At 64.9% G+C, this 19,418-nt stretch carries 21 protein-coding genes and 1 tRNA gene; 13 read left to right on the forward strand and 9 right to left on the reverse strand.

Annotated features, from left to right (window positions below):
- The first annotated feature begins 32 nt into the window (after positions 1–32).
- From FIU86_RS12655 to FIU86_RS12665, 3 genes are read left to right on the forward strand one after another with little or no spacing between them, the layout of a single operon-like run.
- Positions 33–1,055 (forward strand): ligase-associated DNA damage response exonuclease, encoded by a 1,023-nt coding sequence (locus FIU86_RS12655; protein ID WP_152475408.1) that lies wholly within the window; start codon positions 33–35, stop codon positions 1,053–1,055.
- Positions 1,052–1,702 carry a signal peptidase I gene (gene lepB, locus FIU86_RS12660; RefSeq protein WP_152475409.1) on the forward strand — a complete coding sequence of 217 codons (651 nt, stop codon included), beginning with the start codon at positions 1,052–1,054 and terminating at the stop codon, positions 1,700–1,702. Before FIU86_RS12655 ends, lepB begins: the two co-directional genes overlap by 4 nt.
- Positions 1,699–3,294, forward strand: a complete 1,596-nt coding sequence (locus FIU86_RS12665) for an ATP-dependent DNA ligase (RefSeq protein WP_152475410.1) — start codon at positions 1,699–1,701, stop codon at positions 3,292–3,294. Before lepB ends, FIU86_RS12665 begins: the two co-directional genes overlap by 4 nt.
- Before the next feature lie 57 nt (positions 3,295–3,351).
- Here the strand turns inward: FIU86_RS12665 and FIU86_RS12670 are convergent, their stop codons facing one another.
- Complete coding sequence (locus tag FIU86_RS12670) at positions 3,352–4,638, reverse strand: Xaa-Pro peptidase family protein (protein WP_216647178.1); 1,287 nt, start codon at positions 4,636–4,638, stop codon at positions 3,352–3,354.
- Between the two features lie 66 nt (positions 4,639–4,704).
- Here FIU86_RS12670 and FIU86_RS12675 point away from each other — a divergent pair, with 66 nt between their 5' ends.
- The 3 genes from FIU86_RS12675 to FIU86_RS12685 all read left to right on the forward strand — a co-directional run bounded on the left by FIU86_RS12675 (position 4,705) and on the right by FIU86_RS12685 (position 7,756).
- Positions 4,705–5,589 carry a LysR substrate-binding domain-containing protein gene (locus FIU86_RS12675; protein WP_152475411.1) on the forward strand — a complete coding sequence of 295 codons (885 nt, stop codon included), beginning with the start codon at positions 4,705–4,707 and terminating at the stop codon, positions 5,587–5,589.
- A 103-nt stretch (positions 5,590–5,692) separates the two neighbouring features.
- Entirely contained in the window at positions 5,693–7,513 is a 1,821-nt protein-coding gene (locus FIU86_RS12680; protein ID WP_152475412.1) for a M3 family oligoendopeptidase, read from the forward strand.
- A gap of 57 nt (positions 7,514–7,570) precedes the next feature.
- Positions 7,571–7,756 carry a hypothetical protein gene (locus FIU86_RS12685; RefSeq protein WP_254703828.1) on the forward strand — a complete coding sequence of 62 codons (186 nt, stop codon included), beginning with the start codon at positions 7,571–7,573 and terminating at the stop codon, positions 7,754–7,756.
- 89 nt (positions 7,757–7,845) lie between these two features.
- On the opposite strand, the gene FIU86_RS12690 is transcribed toward FIU86_RS12685, so the two are convergent.
- The 4 genes from FIU86_RS12690 to FIU86_RS12705 all read right to left on the reverse strand — a co-directional run bounded on the left by FIU86_RS12690 (position 7,846) and on the right by FIU86_RS12705 (position 11,396).
- Positions 7,846–8,115 (reverse strand): DksA/TraR family C4-type zinc finger protein, encoded by a 270-nt coding sequence (locus FIU86_RS12690; protein WP_152475414.1) that lies wholly within the window; start codon positions 8,113–8,115, stop codon positions 7,846–7,848.
- 48 nt (positions 8,116–8,163) lie between these two features.
- Positions 8,164–9,189: an alpha/beta hydrolase gene (locus FIU86_RS12695; protein WP_254703829.1), complete on the reverse strand. Its 1,026-nt coding sequence runs from the start codon at positions 9,187–9,189 to the stop codon at positions 8,164–8,166.
- Between the two features lie 99 nt (positions 9,190–9,288).
- On the reverse strand, positions 9,289–10,185 hold the full coding sequence (gene rpoH, locus FIU86_RS12700) for an RNA polymerase sigma factor RpoH (RefSeq protein WP_152475415.1): 897 nt from the start codon (positions 10,183–10,185) through the stop codon (positions 9,289–9,291).
- Between the two features lie 167 nt (positions 10,186–10,352).
- Entirely contained in the window at positions 10,353–11,396 is a 1,044-nt protein-coding gene (locus tag FIU86_RS12705) for an RluA family pseudouridine synthase (protein WP_152475416.1), read from the reverse strand.
- On the opposite strand from FIU86_RS12705, the gene FIU86_RS12710 reads away from it, so the two are divergent.
- Entirely contained in the window at positions 11,395–11,715 is a 321-nt protein-coding gene (locus tag FIU86_RS12710; RefSeq protein ID WP_152475417.1) for a DUF6476 family protein, read from the forward strand. The genes FIU86_RS12705 and FIU86_RS12710 overlap by 2 nt on opposite strands.
- Positions 11,716–11,737: 22 nt before the next feature.
- Here the strand turns inward: FIU86_RS12710 and FIU86_RS12715 are convergent.
- Positions 11,738–11,814 (reverse strand) — tRNA-His (locus FIU86_RS12715).
- A 127-nt stretch (positions 11,815–11,941) separates the two neighbouring features.
- Here FIU86_RS12715 and FIU86_RS12720 point away from each other — a divergent pair.
- Entirely contained in the window at positions 11,942–12,127 is a 186-nt protein-coding gene (locus tag FIU86_RS12720) for a DUF6324 family protein (protein WP_172977498.1), read from the forward strand.
- Positions 12,128–12,211: 84 nt separating this feature from the next.
- Here the strand turns inward: FIU86_RS12720 and FIU86_RS12725 are convergent, their stop codons facing one another.
- Positions 12,212–12,661 (reverse strand): MmcB family DNA repair protein, encoded by a 450-nt coding sequence (locus FIU86_RS12725; protein ID WP_254703830.1) that lies wholly within the window; start codon positions 12,659–12,661, stop codon positions 12,212–12,214.
- Positions 12,662–12,818: 157 nt separating this feature from the next.
- On the opposite strand from FIU86_RS12725, the gene FIU86_RS12730 reads away from it, so the two are divergent.
- Positions 12,819–14,114, forward strand: a complete 1,296-nt coding sequence (locus tag FIU86_RS12730; RefSeq protein ID WP_152475419.1) for a hypothetical protein — start codon at positions 12,819–12,821, stop codon at positions 14,112–14,114.
- Positions 14,111–14,905, forward strand: a complete 795-nt coding sequence (locus tag FIU86_RS12735) for a hypothetical protein (protein WP_152475420.1) — start codon at positions 14,111–14,113, stop codon at positions 14,903–14,905. Before FIU86_RS12730 ends, FIU86_RS12735 begins: the two co-directional genes overlap by 4 nt.
- Before the next feature lie 327 nt (positions 14,906–15,232).
- Here the strand turns inward: FIU86_RS12735 and FIU86_RS12740 are convergent, their stop codons facing one another.
- Complete coding sequence (locus FIU86_RS12740) at positions 15,233–15,568, reverse strand: hypothetical protein (RefSeq protein ID WP_152475421.1); 336 nt, start codon at positions 15,566–15,568, stop codon at positions 15,233–15,235.
- Positions 15,569–15,787: 219 nt separating this feature from the next.
- On the opposite strand from FIU86_RS12740, the gene ribB reads away from it, so the two are divergent.
- Genes ribB through nusB form a run of 3 tightly spaced genes read left to right on the forward strand, consistent with a single transcriptional unit; the run spans position 15,788 to position 17,956 of the window.
- Positions 15,788–16,939 carry a 3,4-dihydroxy-2-butanone-4-phosphate synthase gene (ribB, locus tag FIU86_RS12745; protein ID WP_152475422.1) on the forward strand — a complete coding sequence of 384 codons (1,152 nt, stop codon included), beginning with the start codon at positions 15,788–15,790 and terminating at the stop codon, positions 16,937–16,939.
- Between the two features lie 4 nt (positions 16,940–16,943).
- On the forward strand, positions 16,944–17,486 hold the full coding sequence (locus tag FIU86_RS12750) for a 6,7-dimethyl-8-ribityllumazine synthase (RefSeq protein ID WP_152475423.1): 543 nt from the start codon (positions 16,944–16,946) through the stop codon (positions 17,484–17,486).
- Positions 17,483–17,956 carry a transcription antitermination factor NusB gene (nusB, locus tag FIU86_RS12755; RefSeq protein WP_152475424.1) on the forward strand — a complete coding sequence of 158 codons (474 nt, stop codon included), beginning with the start codon at positions 17,483–17,485 and terminating at the stop codon, positions 17,954–17,956. The genes FIU86_RS12750 and nusB overlap by 4 nt, the downstream gene beginning before the upstream one ends.
- A gap of 94 nt (positions 17,957–18,050) precedes the next feature.
- Here nusB and FIU86_RS12760 read toward each other — a convergent pair whose 3' ends face one another.
- On the reverse strand, positions 18,051–19,307 hold the full coding sequence (locus FIU86_RS12760; RefSeq protein WP_152475425.1) for an MFS transporter: 1,257 nt from the start codon (positions 19,305–19,307) through the stop codon (positions 18,051–18,053).
- Positions 19,308–19,418 lie beyond the last annotated feature (111 nt).

The following is a 19,418-nucleotide window of genomic DNA, read 5'->3' on the forward strand; positions in this document are numbered from 1 at the left end:
GCCTGCGCGCGCCGGCACGCTAAATCCCCCGCATGGTTCTGGAATTCAAACCTCAGGGCATCTACTGCCCCGCCGGCGATTTCTTCATCGACCCGTGGCGTCCGGTCGACCGGGCGCTCATCACCCATGGCCACGCCGACCACGCCCGGCCCGGCCACGCCCGCTATCTGTCGACCGCCGCCGCCGCGCCCGTGATGCGCCACCGTTTGGGCGAGATCACCCTCGACACGGTCGACTACGGCGAAACGCGCCAAATCGGCGGCGCGCAGGTGTCCTTTCATCCCGCCGGCCACGTCCCCGGTTCGGCCCAGATCCGGGTCGAGGTGGATGGCGAGGTCTGGGTCGTCTCCGGCGACTACAAGACCGAGGCCGACCGCCTGTCCGAGCCGTTCGAGCCGGTGCCATGTCACAGCTTCATCACCGAATGCACCTTCGGCCTGCCGGTCTTCACCTGGACGCCGGAAGAGGACGCCGCGCGCGAGATCAACGACTGGTGGACCGCCAATGCCGCCGCCGGCACGTTTTCCCTGCTCGGCGCCTATTCGCTCGGCAAAGCGCAACGCGTCCTGTCGCTGCTCGATCCTTCCATCGGCCCTATCCTGACCCATGGTGCAGTGGAAAACACCAACGCCGTCCTGCGCGATCAGGGTCTCGCTCTGCCGGACACCCTGCACGTCACGCCCGACCTCAAGGCCAAGGATCACCCCGCAGCCCTCGTGCTCGCGCCGCCCTCGGCCTTGGGCAGCACATGGGCCCGCCGCTTTCGCCCGGCCTCCACCGGCTTCGCGTCTGGATGGATGCGCCTGCGCGGGGTGCGCCGCCGCCGTGCCGTGGATCGAGGCTTCGTCATGTCCGATCATGCCGACTGGCCCGGCCTACTCGATGCAATCAAGTCAACAGGCGCGGAAAATATATATGCGACACATGGTTACACCGATATCTTCGCGCGATACCTGAACGAGGAAGGCTGGAACGCTCAAGTTGTCCCCACAGAATTTACCGGCGAGTCCCTGGACGACGCCGATGACGCCCAGGCCGGAGACTCCGCCGCATGATCCGACTTGCGACACTGCTCATTCTGCTATCCGTCCCCGCCGCGGCCCAGCCCGTCTGCGTCTGCCTGAAATGCCTCACAGGCGCCTATGACAGCTACTGGGCGCCCGCCGGTTCCATGAAGCCTGCGATTCTGCCTGGCCAGTGCTTCATCACCCGGACCAATTTCACACCCGCGAACCTGCCTACCAGTGTCATTATCACGTTCAGTCACCCGATCACCGGCACGCCTTTTTTCAAGCGCATCGCCGCCACCGGCGGCCAGACCGTTCAGATGCGCTCGGGCCATCTCTTCATCGATGACATACCCGTCCCCACCGAGGAGTCCGGCCACTTTACCGAACCGAATACGCCACAAGGCTCGGGCGGCGCGGGTCCCCGCTGTTCCAACGCCCCGGTGTCGGACGGCGCGGAGTGTCTCAAGGACATGCGCACCGAGACGCTGGGCGGTGTGACATACCACATCCTCGACATCGGCCCGGGCCGCCTTGACGACACCCGGATCTTCACGGTGCCCGCCGGTCACCTCTTCGTGCTCGGTGACAATCGCGACAATTCCATCGACACCCGCGTATCGCAAGCCACAGGCGGCCTCGGCTTCATTCCTATCGAAAACGTCACTGGCATTCTCGACGAGGTGCGCCCGTGAAACACTTCACAGCCCTTTTCACCACCCTCGACCAGACCACCAAGACCAACACCAAGGTCGCCGCGCTGGCCGACTATTTCCGCACCGCACCCGACGACGACAAGCTCTGGACCGTCGCGCTCTTCTCCGGTCGCCGCCCCCGCCGCGCGATCACCACCACAAAACTGCGCGAGTGGGCCGCCGAACGCGCCGGCATCCCGCTCTGGCTCTTCGAGGAAAGCTATCCCATCGTCGGCGACCTGTCCGAAACCATCGCCCTCGTCCTGCCGCCCCCGGCGGGCGAGCACGACGACGGCCTTTCCACGTGGATCGGCCGCCTCCGCGCCCTCGACCATGAAACCGAGGACGCCCGCAAAGCCGCCATCCTGGCTGCGTGGGACCAGATGCAGCCCCATGAACGTCTCGTATTCAACAAGCTTCTGACCGGCGGCTTCCGCATCGGCATCTCGCGCAAGCTGATGACCCGTGCCCTGGCCCAGGCCACCGACCGGGACGAGGCCGAGCTTGCCCACCGCCTGATGGGCGACTGGACCCCCGACAGCACGTCCTGGAACGCGCTGATCGAAGCGCATGACGTCAGCGCCGACCTCTCGCGCCCTTATCCGTTCTGTCTTGCCTATGGTCTCGACGACGAAGAACCCGAGACGCTGGGCGATCCCGCCGACTGGCTGGCCGAATGGAAATGGGACGGCATCCGCGGCCAGCTGATCCTGCGCGGTGGCGAGCACTTCACATGGTCCCGCGGCGAGGAACTGATGACCGACCGCTTCCCCGAACTCGCCCGCGCGCGCGACTACCTGCCGCCCGGCACCGTGCTCGACGGCGAAATCCTGGCCTGGCAGGACGATGGCCCGATGTCCTTCAATGCCCTGCAAAAACGCATCGGCCGCAAGACCGTGCCGAAAAAACTGCTGAAGGACGCCCCCGTCATCCTCTACGCCTACGACCTGCTGGAGGAAAACGGAACCGACCTGCGCGACATAACCTTCGCCAAGCGTCGCGCCCGGCTTGAGGCCATGTTGCACGACCTTGCACCCGACGCGCCCATTCGCCAGTCGCCGCTTATCTCCTTCCAATCGTGGGACGATCTGCGCGAGATCCGCGCGAAAGCCCGGGACGCGCGCGCCGAGGGCCTGATGCTCAAGCGCAAGGACTCCCCCTACCATTCCGGCCGCAAGAAAGGCGACTGGTGGAAATGGAAACTCGATCCCCTGACCATCGACGCCGTGATGATCTATGCCCAACAGGGCCACGGTAGGCGCGCCAACCTTTTTACCGATTTTACCTTCGCCGTGCGCGACGGCAACGACCTCGTGCCGTTCACCAAGGCCTATTCCGGCCTCACCGACACCGAGTTCCGCAAGATCACCGCCTGGGTCCGCAAGAACACCCTGCAACGCTTCGGGCCGGTGCGGCAGGTGAAGGCCGAGCATGTCTTCGAAATCGCCTTCGAGGGGATCATGGAATCGACCCGCCACAAATCCGGGGTGTCGCTTCGTTTCCCCCGCATGAAACGCTGGCGCCACGACAAGCCGGTGCAGGAGGCCAACTCTCTCGAAGACCTTCACGACGTGCTGGCCCAATACGGATAAAGAAAATTCGCACGAATTTTCTCCGCCAAGATTCTTCGTACGAAGAACCTTGGCGGCTTACCGCAACAGATCGCCCTCGAATGGAAACCGCGACAGAAGCTCCACGCCAGTTTCAGTGATCAGCACCTGCTGCTCCAGCTTCACGCCCTCCGTGCCGCCTTCCGCGCCGATATAGCTTTCGACACACAGCGTCATGCCGGGTTCGATCACCCCGTCATATCCCGCATTCGGAAAATCCCCGTGGTGATACAGGTACGGATACTCCCCCGTCATCCCACAGCCATGCGCCGACAGGTAGTACCGGTTCGCATAATACTGCTCCGGAATGTCCCAGGCCGCATCGGCATAGTCGCGGAACGTCATGCCCGGTCGCAAGATGCCCATGTTGTGATGCACCTGCTCATGGGCCACCTTGTAAAGCTTCCGCTGGGTGGCGCTCGGCTTACCCGGCCCGGAATGGAAGGTGCGCGAGAAATCCGAGTAATACCCGTGGCACCCCACCACGTCCGTATCGAGCGCGATCAACTCATTCGGACCGATCACATTGTCGGTCGTCTCCTGAAACCACGGATTTGTCCGCTCCCCGGCATTCAACAGACGGGTCTCCACGTAGTCCCCGTTCTGCGCGATGACCGACTGGTGCAGCACAGACCACAGCTCCGCCTCGGTCATCCCCGGCCGGATCGCCTCGCGCAGCTTGCCGACACCGATCTCGGTCGCCCGCAGCGAGGCATTGACGCATTTCATCTCTTCCGCCGACTTGATCGCCCGCGCCATCTCCACCGGTTCCTGCGCATCCACGATCCGCAGCCCCGCATCGCGCAACGCAATGGCACTCCCGGCGTTCAATCGCTCGATCCCCAGCGTCGCCCCCTTGCCCACCAGCGCCGTCACCAAGTCCACCATTTCGGCGGCCCAGGCTGTCTCCCGCTTGGCGATATCCGGCCCCGCCGCCACGAAACTCGCCGTGCGCGCCGCACGCACTTCGTCAATCGTTTCCAGCCCATCGGCCAGATGGGCACAGCCCGTAAACTCGAACAGGATCGAGCGGTTTTCGGTCAACAGCAAGTACCGCGACGGCGCGTTCCGCTGGCTGAACACCTGCATGTTCCGCGCGCCGCTGGCGTAGCGGATATTCACCGGATCGGACAAAAGAACCGCCGCGATATCCCGCTTGCGCATCTCGGCCCGCACCCGGCCCAGCCGGTAGCCCCGCACCGCCACACGGTCGATCCCCTCATCCTCCGGCGCTCGGTCCAGCAGAGCCAGCTCCGCAAGGTCCGCGCGTTCCGCGTGCCAGTCCAGTTCCGCCATGTCATCCTCCTCGGGGTCACGTTTTGTCATTCCATATCCGACCCAGCGCACCTCGAAAACGCTGGAAATTCTCACGCTCTTGGATAACCTAAAGGAATGAATCAGGACCGCCGAGATCTCCCGCCTCTGGAATCCCTCGTCTTCTTCAACACGGTGATGAAACGCGGCGGCTTTTCCGCCGCCGCCCCTGAACTCATGGTATCCCAGGCCGCCGTCAGCAAACGCATCCGACAGCTCGAGGACTGGCTCGGCACGCCGCTTTTTGACCGCGGCGCGCGCCACGCGGTGCCCACCGACACCGCCCGCCGGCTGGAAGAACCCGTGCGCCTCGCGCTCGACTACCTGACATCCTCGCTCGACACCGCGCGCGTCACCGACACCGGCACACTCCGGATCGCGGCCAATGGCGCGGTCTCGATGTTCTGGCTCTATCCGCGCCTCCAAGCCTTCGCTACCAGCTCCGATGCCTGCAATGTCAGCGTGCTGACCGCCGACGATCCCTCGACCCTTACCGCAGACACGCTCGATCTCGCCATCCACTACGGCGAGGCCCCGCCACCCGGCTGGACCGGCACGCCGCTATTTGACGAGACGATCATTCCAGCCGCCGCACCCGCCATCGCCGCCACCGTCTCCGACCTGCCCGACCTGCCCCTGCTGGACTATCCCCGCCTCGCGCCTGACTGGATCAACTGGCGCATCTGGCACGACCGCAAGCCCGGCTCTCCCCTCTCCGCGCGCCCGGTCGAGACCTGCCGCAGCTACGGCCACAGCATCGGCCGCGCCCTGGCCGGCGATGGCATCGCCCTGGCCAGCCTGCCGATGCTCGACACCCTCGTAAGCAGCGGCCAGTTGGTCCCGGTTGGCGACGACACCCTGACCACCACCCGCCGCTACTGGCTGAACCGCCGCGTGACCGCGCCGCTCTCGCCCAATGCCCTTCTGCTGCACCGTGCCCTTGCGGGTCCCGACACCGTCTGAGGCGCGCCGTGATCCTCGCCAATCGGCCCCGCGTCCAATCCATCGCTTGAGCCTGCCCGCCCGGCCCCCTATGTCTTGCCCAACGCGACAACAGGAGACCCGCATGTTCCAGCTTCCCAAACCCGCCTTCGACGTAAACGCCGGCTCCGGCTCCGACAATCTGGGCGACCTGCCGGAGTGGAACCTCGACGACCTCTACACCGGACAGGACGCTCCCGAACTCAAGCGCGATCTCGACTGGCTGGAACAGGCCTGCGCCGACTTCGCCGCCGACTACGAAGGCAAGCTGGCCGATCTCCACGCCGCGGGCCTCCTCGAATGCATCCAGCGGAACGAAAAGATCTCGTCCATTGCGGGCCGCATCATGTCCTTCGCCGGCCTGCGCTATTACCAACTGACCACCGATGGCGAGCGGGCCAAGTTCCTGTCCGACTGCCAGGAGAAGATCACCAACTACACCACCCCGCTGGTCTTCTTCACCCTCGAACTCAATCGGCTCGACGCGGACACGCTCAAAGCGATGTATGCGGAAAACGCCGATCTCGCCCGCTACGCCCCCGTCATCCGCCGCATCCAGGCGATGAAGCCCTACCAGCTTTCCGACGAGCTGGAAAAATTCCTGCACGACCTCGGTGTCGTGGGCGACGCGTGGGAACGCCTTTTTGATGAGACCATCGCGGGCCTCACCTTCGACGTGGATGGCGAGGAGCTCGGGATCGAGAGCACCCTCAACCTGCTCACCGAACAGGACCGCGACAAACGCGAATCCGCCGCCCGCGAACTTGCCCGCACCTTCCAGGCCAACATCCGCACCTTCGCCCGCGTCCACAACACGACGGCCAAGGAGAAAGAAGTCATCGACCGCTGGCGCGGCATGCCCACCGCCCAGACCTCGCGTCACCTCAGTAACGATGTCGAGCCCGAGGTGGTCGAGGCCCTGCGCGACGCCGTAGTCGACGCCTACCCCAAGCTCAGCCACCGCTACTACGAATTGAAACGCAAATGGCTCGGCCTCGACCGGATGCAGGTCTGGGACCGCAACGCCCCCCTGCCGATGGAGGCGCCGCGCAAGATCGACTGGCCGACCGCCCGCGGCATGGTGATGGACGCCTATTCCGATTTCGACCCGCGCATGGGCGACTTGGCGGAACCCTTCTTCGACAAGGGCTGGATCGACGCCGCCGTCAAACCCGGCAAGGCCCCCGGCGCCTTCGCCCACCCTACCGTCACAGACGTGCACCCCTACGTCATGCTGAACTACCTCGGCAAACCGCGCGACGTGATGACCCTCGCGCACGAGCTGGGCCACGGCGTGCACCAGGTCCTGGCCGCCGAACAGGGCGAGCTTCTGTCATCCACCCCTCTCACGCTTGCAGAAACGGCCTCGGTCTTCGGCGAGATGCTGACCTTCCGCAAACTGCTGGATGCCGCCAAGGACAACGCCGAACGCAAAGTCCTGCTCGCCGGCAAGGTCGAGGACATGATCAACACCGTAGTCCGCCAGATCGCCTTCTACGATTTCGAGTGCAAGCTGCACGACGCCCGCCGCGGCGGCGAGCTGACCTCGGAAGACATCGGCGCCCTCTGGATGTCCGTGCAGGGCGAAAGCCTTGGCCCCGCCTTCGATTTCATGGAGGGCTACGAGACCTTCTGGGCCTATATCCCCCACTTCGTCCACTCGCCGTTCTACGTCTACGCCTACGCGTTCGGTGACGGGCTGGTGAACGCGCTCTATGCCGTCTACGAGGAAAACCCCGACGGCTTCCAGGACAAGTATTTCGACATGCTCAAGGCGGGCGGCTCGATGCACCACAAGGAACTTCTGGCGCCCTTCGGCCTCGACGCTTCGGACCCGGCCTTCTGGGACAAGGGCCTGTCGATGATCTCCGGCTTCATCGACCAGCTGGAGGCGATGGAGGACTAGACCCTGCCCCGCACACGCGGCCCCCACAGCCTGCGCAACCGGCTCAGACGCGCCCTCGTGCGCATCCGGTCGCGCGTGCCCCCGGGGCTGCGGCTGGTACTGGGCATCCTGCTCATCATCGGCGGGATCTTCGGCTTCCTCCCGGTGCTGGGCTTCTGGATGATCCCCCTCGGCGTCGCCGTGGCCGCGCTTGACGTCACCCCCCTCTGGCGCCGCCTCACCGGCCGCCCGCCAAGGCGCTGAGACCGCCACTTCTTCTGGCCAAAAATATCCCGGGGGGAGCGGCGAAACCATGTTTCGCCGTGGGGGGCAGAGCCCCCCGCAAAACCCGCCTACTTGAGCTGACTGTCTTTCGAGCCGCGACGGTTGATCCCGCCCCGCGCCTGCTGCGCACCGTCGCGTTCCTGCTGGCAATCAATGCACAGTTTCACGCCCGGCAACGCCTCGCGCCGCGCCTGCGGAATCTCCTCCTCGCATTCGGCACAATGCGTCAGGCTCTCGCCCACGGGGCGTTTCGCGGCCTTCATCCGCGCCAACTCGTCCTCGATCGAGGCTTCGATCTGTTCACTCACCGCGCCGTCGCGCGCCCATCCGCCGGCCATGGCAGTCATCCTCCTGAATGGCAAATATAGGATGCCGCAGGCTCCGTGTCACGGCTGTGCCTCCAGCACCATGTAATCTTCGAACGCATCCCTCCCCAGCGAGGCCTGCTCCAGCATCCCGTTCAGCACCGAAATCGCCGAAGGCGAGGTGATCGCCACCGCGTGGTCCAGGCCCTCGCCATCCGCCAGCGCGGTAAAGTCGATCACCTTCACCGGCAGGCCCGCCACCGCCTCCGGCCCGTCGATCACGCCCAGCCGCTTCTTGCGCCCTGTGATCAGGCTGGCAAGGCTCAGCGCCCGGTCCTGCTGCGTCACAAAAATCAGGAACGGCTGAGGCAACTCCCCGATCGCCTCGGCCTGCCTGCGAAAGATATCCGGGTCGATATCCGGCGACATCAGCACCACGCCGCTGATCCGGTCCAGCAGACGCCGATCCCCCTTCAGCGCCGCCTGCCGCATCACCTCCATCACAAGATGCGCGCCCATGGAATGCGCCAGCAATGTCACCCGGTCCCCCGGCCGGCCGGTCAGCCGGGCCAGCAGGTCTTCCAAATCGTCCCGGGCGTAAAGCACGCTGTCGCGGTCATAGACATACCCCCGCGGGTCCCCCGCCGAGGCCCAGGCGAACAGAACCGACGGCTCGGCCACCTCGAAATCCTCGCGCATCTGCGCCAGCCGGTACAAACCATCGGAAAGCGTCACGTTGTAGCCATGCACGAAAACCTGGGTTTCCCGCCCCGGGCGCGCTGCCTTCACATCCCCGATAAAGGCCGCGCCGGACGGGTAGACATCCGTCGCCGCCACCACGAAATCCTTCGCCGCATCCGGCGGGCCCTCGGGCCATTCCACGTGACCCGGCCGGTGCGTCGGCGGGATCGAGATATCGGCCCGGAAATAGCGCATCTGGCCCGTGCGTTTCGCGCCAAAGGTCCAACCGGTATGGTCCAGCGCCTTCTGCGTCGCCACATAAAGCGTCTGCAGATGCGCCTCGGGCACCGTCGGTGCGTATTCCGCGGCAGGGCGCGGCGCACAGGCGGCCAGCACGGTCACACAAAGTATCGACAGGCTGCGCAACGGACGTCCCTTTCCGATTCCGACTCACCGGAAACAATAAGGCCCCCTCCGCCATGCGGAAGGGGCCAATTTTCGTGACCGCACCGATGTGTCGCGATATCAGGCCGTCGCCATCATCCCCTTCTCGGCGGCCAGGCTGCGCATGCGCTTCTGCAGCTTCTCGAACGCCCGCACCTCGATCTGCCGGATCCGTTCGCGGCTGACATCGTACTGCCCGCTCAGATCCTCCAGCGTCACGGCCTTTTCGTTCAGCCGCCGTTGCGTCAGGATATCCTTCTCGCGATCGTTCAGCACGTCCATCGCCTCGGCCAGCAGTTCGCGCCGCGCTTCCAGCTCGTCGCGCTTCTCATAGTCACCGGCCTGGTCGGCATCCTCGTCCTCCAGCCAGTCCTGCCACTGCATCGTGCCTTCGCCCTCGGTGCCGACCGTGGCGTTCAGCGACGCGTCGCCCCCGGACATCCGGCGGTTCATGCTGATCACCTCGTCCTCGGTCACGCCCAGGTCGGTCGCGATCTGCTTCACCTTGTCGGGATGCAGGTCTCCGTCCTCCAGCGCCCCGATGCGAGCCTTGGCCTTGCGCAGATTGAAGAACAACTTCTTCTGCCCGCTGGTCGTACCCAGCTTGACCATCGACCAGCTGCGCAGGATGTACTCCTGAATACTGGCCCGGATCCACCACATCGCATAGGTGGCCAGGCGAAAACCCTTCTCGGGATCAAAACGTTTGACCGCCTGCATCAGGCCCACGTTGGCTTCCGAGATGACCTCGGCCTGCGGCAACCCATAGCCGCGATAGCCCATGGCGATCTTCGCCGCCAGACGCAGGTGGCTGGTGACCATCTGGTGCGCGGCGTCGGTGTCCTGTTCCTCGACCCAGCGCTTGGCCAGCATGTATTCCTGTTCCGGCTCCAACAGCGGAAATTTCCGGATTTCCTGCAAATACCGGTTCAGCCCGGCTTCGGGCGATGGCGCAGGAAGATTTGCGTAATTGCTCAACCCTGTGACCCTCCAATGTTTATTGTCTTAACATCCATATGGGCAGCCATCAGCCTGGATTCAAGACAGGTGAACCGAATGGTTTAATTATTTATGAATCAAACCGGGCCGGTTTTCCAGTGATGTGACGTTTGCTCACGCACACGTGCTGTGCTGTCATATTAACGTTAAGCCGGCGCGCCCAGTTCCTGCAGCAGGTTGGCCATGTCCTCCGGCAGCGCCGCCTCGAAGCGCAGCATCTCCCCCGTACCCGGATGCTCGAACCCCAGCAGCGCCGCATGCAACGCCTGCCGTGGGAAATGTTGCGCGGCGTCCAGCGCGCCCGGCGACAGCGCCCGCGCGTTCAACTTGCGCCGCCCGCCATAAACCGGATCACCGATCAGGCCATGCCCCGCATGGGCCATGTGCACCCGGATCTGGTGCGTCCGCCCCGTCTCCAGCCAGCATTCGATCAGCGCCACCTGCGGCGGAGCACCGAACGGTGTCACAACGCGCGCCCGCGTCACCGCGTGCCGCCCGCCCTCGAACAACACCGCCTGCCGCTGCCGGTCCGTCTTGTGCCGCGCCAACTGCGTCGTCAGTTTCAGGATGTTTCCCGCCTCGAAACTGGCGCCACGTATGCCCCGCAACCGCGGATCGGCGGCATCCGGCATCCCGTTCACCACCGCCAGATACTTGCGCTCGACGCTATGCGCCTCGAACTGCGCGGCCAGACCGTGATGCGCACTGTCCGACTTCGCGACCACCAGCAGGCCGCTCGTCTCCTTGTCGATCCGGTGCACGATGCCGGGCCGTTTCTCGCCACCCACCCCCGACAACGTACCGCCGAAATGGTGCAACAGCGCGTTCACCAGCGTTCCGTCCGGGCTGCCCGGCGCGGGATGCACCACCATCCCAGCAGGCTTGTTGATCACGATCAGGTCGTCATCCTCGAACACCACGTCCAGCGCGATCTCCTGCGCCACCACATCCACCTCAACCGCCGTAGGCACGCTGATCTCGACGATGTCACCTTCGACCACCTTCGCCTTGGGGTCGTTGACCACCGCGCCGCCCAAGCACACCGCGCCCTCGGCGATCAGCCTTGCCAGCCGCGTACGCGACAGCGACGCGGCCTCTGGCACATCGCGCGCCAACGCCTTATCAAGGCGCGGCGGCGGATCGGCCCCGATCCGCACGGTGACACTGGTTCGCAAGGGGGCTGCGCCCATGAACGACACTCCTCAGCCGCCGTCGCTGGACCCCGGGATGGTGCGCTACCTGCGCACCCTCGTGACCGTCCTGACGGGCGTAATGATTCTCGGGTTTCTAGTGATCGTCGCGCTCTTTGTCACCAAGTTCTCCGGCGCGACTCAGGTGGCCCTGCCAGAAGTGATCACCCTGCCCGACGGCACGACACCCACTGCCTTCACACGCGCCAATGGCTGGTACGCCGTTGTGACCGAAGCCGACACGATCCTGATCTTCGACGAAGCGACCGGCGAGTTGCGCCAGACCATCGAGGTCAAGACAGACGAACCGTCCGAATAAGACATCTGAATAAAATGGAGAATGGTACCACCTCCCCGGCTCGAACGGGGGACCTCCTGATCCACAATCAGGCGCTCTAACCAACTGAGCTAAGGCGGCACGCGGCATGGATTTAACTTTCCCGGTCCGCGATTGCAAGCCTCTTCGACACGATCTCGCCCATTCCAACCGGCTTGCCTTCGCGCGGCCAAGGCGCTAGGCCATTCCAATTATCCAGGAGGCGGCCGTGGGCATCAACGACGAACGCGACATCGAGGCGAATCTGCAAATCGGTCCCACCGACCAGGGTATGGTCCGCCTGTTCATCATGGCAGGCCCCACGGAAATCCCTATGGATTTCGACCCCGATGAGGCCCGCGAAATCGCCGAGGAAATCCTCGCCGCTGCCAAGGCCGCCGAAGCGAAACGCTAGCCCCGCGCACCCAAAATTTACGCAAATTTTGGAATAGAAAATACACATTTTCTATTCCGTTTTCTTTGCAAGAAAACGGCCCCCTCAAAGCCCCGGATCGCGCGCGCCCTGCAAACGCAACGCCGCCTGCCGCGCAAAGCGTCGCGTCAGCGCCGTGCGCCGCGCGCCGGGCAGCTTGTGCTCCGGCGCCATCCGAATGATCTGCGCGTCATACGCATCCGCGATGATCAGTCCCGTGCCCTCGGGCAACAGGTCGGTCGGAAACGCCTCGTCGACGGCCCAGAAATACCGGTCGCACCATTCAAGATAGCCATCCCACTTGAGATCCGAAGTGAAATCCGCCCGGCTCGACTTGCACTCCACCACCCAGATCTCGCCCTTGGGTCCCAGCGCCATGACGTCCACGCGCTTGCCCTTCTCCGGCGAGAATTCCTCGACCGTTGCGAAATCATAGCCCAGCAAATGCCGGCACACGCCCCGCGCCAAAAGCTGGCCGGGCTGCATCGCAATTATGTCGCTGAAATGGTCCTGCATGACGCCAATTTATGAACAATACGTGAACATTGGCAAGCCCCTGCATGGGAATTGCTGATCACACAGCCTTGTCTTGCGTGATTAATTAACCATTTCATAGTGATGTTCCCGGGGTCTGGCACGGTCGCGCCCCTCTTTCGCTGTAAAAAGGTCCGCCATGCCCGATCCGAAAACAGACTCCTCCCGCACACGCGGCGCCCGCTATGCCCGCGATCTCGAAGGCCATATCGACTGGCTGGAAACCTTCTCGGGCACGGCCTTGGGCGTTCTGGCCGTGGCTTCGGGCATCTACACCTATCTCGGCGTCTCGTCCCTGCTGGACGACACCGGCGCCATGTCCACCTTCGCGGCGCTGGCCTATTCCGTCGCCGTCTCGGTCGGCATCTTCGTCTTCTGGTCCTACCTCCTGCGGCTCTTTCCCGCCGTCACCTCCGCCCGCGCCCGCGTCGGCCTCTTGGGCGCGATGGGCCTCGGCTCGGTCGCTATCATCGCCATGTCCAGCTGGCTCAACGCCGCCGCCCTGGCCGGCTCGGCGGCGGTCGAACAACATCTGGCCGAGACCGTGCAGGACTATCAGCAAAGCCTGGAGCGTGCCCATGAAATCGCCCTCACCGGCCAGGCCCTGGGCCGCGACGTCGCCCGCGTGCGCCAATCCTTCGAGGATCTCAGCGAACAGGAAGCCACCGGCAATCTCTCGGGCCTTGCGGGCCGCGGCGCCGTCTTCCGCGTGCTGCGCCAGAAATCCGCCGAACTCGCCGCGCTCGAACAACAGATCGCCGACCAGACACCACTCGTCGACACCGCCTTCGCCGAGGGCAACACCATCCTCAGCCGGATGCGCTCCCTTACCGTCGAACCGGGGCCGGTCGAGGCCCGCTCTGTCGAATTCTCCGAATCCGCCGTGCGCCTCCAAGGTCTTATCACCCAGATGCGCCAGCTGACCGTCGCGCCCCTTGTGGAACGTGCCGCACAGGATCTCTCGGCCTCCGTCGTCCTGCCCGAGCTCGACAGCCGCACCGAGGCCGGGCGCGGCGACCAGGCCGCCACCATCACCTCCGTTCTCGAAGTCCTCGGCCAGCGCGCCGCCACGCTGGAAAACGCCGCACAGGAGGTGGCCGCGCTCGAGCCCGCGGCAGAAGTCACCTACACGCCCATATCGTCGGCTGACGCGGTCATCCTCTATGCCCGCAACTTCGTGCCCTCCTGGGCCGGGGCCATCGCCATCGACCTGCTTCCCGCCGTGCTGGTCCTGATCCTGTCGATCACCCACGGCATGATCCGTTCGATGCGCGACGGCACCGATATCGAGGACTCCATGACCGTGGCCGAACTGCGCGCCGCCATCGCCGTGGCGCACGAGATCGAGGATACCCCCGCCCCGCGCAAACCCTCCGCGGACGACACGCCCGAGGACCGCAACAAGGTCAAGCGCATCACCGGAACCACGCCATGAGCGACGACGACACCGGGAAAGGCGCGACCGAAAAGCCGAAATCCAAACACGGCCCCCCCGTGGCCCGCATCCTCACCGGCGCGCTGATCTTCCAGATTGGCATCGGCGCCATGCTGGTGCTGGGCGATGTAAGCGCCTCTGGGTTCCGCCTGCCGGGCATGGCCCCCGACGCCCCCCGGCTGACCGAACCCGTGCGCCCCGGCGACCAGCGCCGCCTCTTCCGCCCCGACCGTGACCGCCCCGCCACGCGGCCCGCCCGCGACCCGGGCGAGCTGCCCGAACGGCTGGTGCTCACACAGGAAGACGGCACCACCTACCGCCTCGAGGGCGGCATCGCCGAGGGCGACGCCGATCGCATCATCAAGCGGCTCGAAGAAAGCACGCCCCCCCCCGAGACGCTCATTCTGCAATCTCCCGGCGGCACCGTGACCGAGGCGCTGGCCCTGGGCCGCCACTTCCGCGACACCGGCTTGACGACACGGATGCTTGCGGGCGAATACTGCTTCTCCGCCTGCCCCTACATGCTGGCCGGCGGGGCCGCCCGCGACATAGACGACGCGGCGCAAGTCGGCGTCCACCAGCACTATTTCGGCGAAAGCACGATCCTGCCCGCCTCCTTCGCGGTCGAGGATATCCAGGCCGGCCAGGGCGAGGTCATGCTCTACCTCGACCAGATGGGCATCGACCCGATGGTCATGACCCATGCGCTCGCCACCCCGCCCGACGAAATCTACGTCCTGCTGCCCGAGCAGCTGCGCGCGTACGGATTTATTTCGGATGCTTCGGAATAGCCCCTTGCCGCACCGCCCCCGACGTCTTACCTCAGAAGAGTGACGGGTGCTGCCCTTCTCGTGAACGGTTGCATTCCGGTGGCCTTAAGCAATTCCGAGGGAGCTGGCTCTGTCCGGGCCCTGGTCCGGTTAACCGGCGCCCACCTGTATATACAGGTCCTCGGGAATGAGAGAACCAAACGGTTGCGTGCGGGCCCGTCACACCTTTCGCCGCTACATCATGACGCGATTGCGTAGGGTGGGTGACAACCCACGCACCGCACCGTCTGCGCGGCTCCCGACGCAAACCGCCACGCATATCTCACCGTTCCAAAGCGGAAACTCTTTTCAGCGCTTGCTCCAGAACGGACGCGCGCCCTGATCCGCGCGCACCGGGATCGTCGCGTGATCCTGCCGCATCACGTGCTGGCGCAGCCCGCCCCCGGGGCCGTCATCGTCATCATCGTCCTTCATCCGCATCACCGCGATGCCGAACTGGACGCCCGCAAAGACGATCCCGTTGGACACCCACAGCAGCAGAACCGCCAACCAGCCCTTGTCCGAATGGCTGACCAGATGCCACAGGTTCGCGATATCGAACCACAGCAACATCCCCACGAACACCGCCGCAAGGCCAAAGCCGATGGCGACGTTCACGATATACATGCGGATGAGCTTGGGCATTGGAAGACTCCTTTGCGCTTCACGCTTAATACTAGCACATTGGCCCCCATCCTCAAGGAAAAGCCCCGGCATTACCGGCTGATCGTTGCCATTCCGCCGCGACATCTCGTCCGTCACATTCGCCCGAACGCGTCAGCGGCGCACCTTAACCCGACATCCCCTCTGGCCTTCCGCACACCCCTGCGCTATCTGGCGGGCCTGTAAACCCAGAGGCGCCAGATGTCCGAAACCCAAGCCTTCGAAAAACCCGGCCCCGTCGAGGCCGAGCTGCGCTCCGCGATCTCGTCCACTGAGGAAATCATCGCCGAGGCGCGTGCCGGCCGCATGTTCATCCTTGTCGACCACGAGGACCGCGAGAACGAGGGCGACCTGGTGATACCCGCCGAATTCGCCACGGCCGAAGTCATCAACTTCATGGCCACCCACGGCAAGGGCCTCATCTGCCTGCCCATGACGGCCCAAAGGATTGACCGCCTTGGCCTGCCCATGATGGCCGTGAACAACTCGTCGCGGCACGAAACCGCCTTCACCGTCAGCATCGAGGCCCGCGAGGGCGTCAGCACCGGCATCTCGGCGGCCGACCGCGCGCTGACCATATCGACCGCGATCAACGAACAGAACACCCAGGCCCATATCGCCACGCCGGGCCATGTCTTTCCGCTGCGCGCCCGCAACGGTGGCGTCCTCGTACGCGCCGGCCATACCGAGGCCGCCGTGGACATCTCTCGCCTCGCCGGCCTCAACCCCTCCGGCGTGATCTGCGAGATCATGAAGGACGACGGCACCATGGCCCGCCTGCCCGACCTTGTGGAGTTCGCCAAGACCCACGGCATGAAGATCGGCACCATCTCCGACCTCATCGCCTATCGCCACAAGCACGACAACCTCGTGCGCGAGGTCCGGCGCGAAACCATCACGTCCTCGCACGGCGGAGAATGGGACATGCGCATCTTCGCCGACCAGATCACCGATACCGAGCATGTCGTACTGTCCAAGGGCGACATCACCGATGGCAAACCGGTGCTTGCCCGCACCCACGCGCTCAACGCGCTCGAGGACGTGCTGGGCATCGGGCTCGAGGCCAGCCCCGCCGGCCCGACCGGCAAGCTGCCCCGTGCCATGAACATCATCGCCCGCGAAGGCCGCGGCGCCGTCTTCCTCTTCCGCCAGCCCCGGCCCAGCCTCGCCTCGGAAATGGAAGAGGACGACACGCCGCGCACCATCAAACAGACGGGCCTTGGCGCTCAGATCATGTCCACGATGGGCCTGCACGAACTGATCCTCGTCACCGACAGCCCGAATACCCGTTACCTCGGGCTCGACGCCTACGGCATCAGCATCGTCGGCACGCACCGCCTCAGCGAAGGATAACGCCATGGCCGGAACCGAATACACCCTGCCCCGCGCCACGTTCGACAAGCCCGTGAAACTGCTGATCGTCGTGGCCCCCTTCTACCGCGACATCGCCGACATGATGATCGACGGGGCAAAGGCCGAGATCGAAGCCTCCGGCGCTACTTACGACCTCATCGAAGTGCCCGGCGCGCTTGAAATCCCCACCTCCATCGGCATCGCCGAGCGCCTGTCGAACTTCGACGGCTACGTGGCGCTAGGCTGCGTCATCCGCGGCGCCACCACCCATTACGAGACTGTGTGCAACGATTCCAGCCGCGGCATCACCCTGCTGGGCCTTCAGGGCCTGTGCATCGGCAATGGCATCCTCACGGTCGAAAACCGCGATCAGGCCGTGGAACGCGCCGACCCCGACCAGATGAACAAGGGCGCAGGCGCCGCCGCCGCCGCCCTGCACCTCATTGCGCTCACCCGCAAATGGGGCACCCGCAAGGGCGTCGGCTTCATGCCCGACGCCGAGGAATACAAGCTCGCAGGCGAGCTCAAGGACAACCCCACCGCATGACCGAACTATCCGGCAACCAGAAACGCAAGATGCGCTCCGCCGCGCGGCTCTACGCAGTGCAGGCGCTCTTTCAGATGGAACATTCCAGCCAGTCCTATGAGACGATCATCCGCGAATTCCTCGATTTCCGCTTTGGACAGGAATACGAGGAAGGCATCGAGATGGCCGACGGCGATATCGACCTCTTTCGCCAACTGGTCGAGCAGGCCGTGAACTGGCAATCCAAGATCGACCAGATGACCGACCGCGCACTGGTGGCGAAATGGCCCATCGCGCGCATCGACCCCACCCTGCGCGCGGTGTTCCGCGCCGCCGGGGCGGAGTTCCTCGAAGGTGAGGCACCGGTCAAGGTCGTCATCAACGAATTCGTCGACGTCGCCCGCAGCTTCTATCCCGAGGGCAAGGAAGGCAGCTTCGTCAACGCCGTGCTCGATCACATGGCCCGCGAGGCCAAACCCGAAGCGTTCTGACCGGGCCCACGCCAATCCACCCGCCGTCCCGGACTTGATCCGGGACCTCGAACGCCGACGTAGGGTGGGGTTTCACCCCACCTCGGCGCGCACCTCAATTGTCCTTGTCGTCGTCCTCACCCTGCTCGGCCGACCACGCGCCCGCCGCTTCGACCACGAAGGCCGTTGAGGCCGGCAGCACGCCAAGGTAACTCTCGGTCTCCTCCACCGGCGTCGCCGCCCGTTTCGTCATTCGGTAAGCGGCATAGACCGCAATCGCCGCAAACGACGACGCCAGCACCAGCCAGAAAGCCGAGGGTCCCATAAGGCCCATCACCCAACCCGCTGCCAGCGGGCCCACGATCGCCCCGATCCCGAAGGTCAGCACCAGCCCGCCTGACGCCGAGGCCATGTCCTCCACCGGCAAATGGTCGTTGGTATAGGCCAGCAGCAATGCGTAAAGCGGCGTCGTCACCCCCCCGGTCAGGAACGCCGCCGCCATCAACGGCCAGTACGTGCCCCCCATGACCCAGCCCAGCAAGCAGAACCCAGCCCCCAGCGCCGCGGCGCCGAAGATCACCTTGCGCCGGTCGATCCTGTCCGACAGCCAGCCAATGGGATATTGCAGCACCAGCGCGCCGCCGAACAGCATCGCGATGAACAGCGCGATCTCGCCCTTGCCCATCCCGATTTGCGCGCCATAGACCGCACCCATCCCCGACTGCGTGGCGTAGAGGCTCCCCAGCAGGAAAATCCCCACCGTGCCCAGTGGCGAGCCCGTGAACAACTCACGCAACGGCATCGCGCGGGTGACTTCCGCCGCCGGCACCGGCGTGACGGACAAGAGGATCGGCGCAAAGGACACCGACACCAGGATCGACGCCCCGATGAACAGCGACGCACCCGCCGTCTCGCCCAGGTTCAGCAGGCCCTGCGCCCCGATGATACCCAACGTCTGCGCAATCATGTAGGCCGACAGGATCTTGCCGCGCGTTTCGTTCGTGGCCGCGTTGTTCAGCCAGCTTTCCGCGGTGACATAAATCCCCGACATGGCAAACCCGATCAGGATGCGCAGCAGCGTCCACGCCCACGGCTCCGCTAGCAGCGGAAAGGCGATCAGCCCCGCCGACATGAAGCTGCCCAGTGCCGCGAACACCCGCACATGCCCGACCCGGCGGATCAGGCGCGGCGCATACCGCGCGCCCAGCAGGTACCCCACGAAATAGCCCGAGGTCACAACCGCCAACTCGGCCGAGGAAAACCCCTCGATATCGCCGCGCAAGCCGATCAGCGTGAAATGCATGCCGTTGCCCAGCATGATCAGCACGATACCGATCAGCAGCGCCCAGATCCCCGCAAAAGCCTGAAACATCGCGTATCCTTTCGATACGGCAGCCCCTGTGCCCTGCCGCCACTCCTGTCAGCTTCACCGATCGCCGTCGTCCCACCGACGCAGCGTTGGCTTCGGCCCGCGACACCGCGT

It is taken from the genome of Roseovarius sp. THAF9, from assembly GCF_009363715.1.
Taxonomy (GTDB): domain Bacteria; phylum Pseudomonadota; class Alphaproteobacteria; order Rhodobacterales; family Rhodobacteraceae; genus Roseovarius.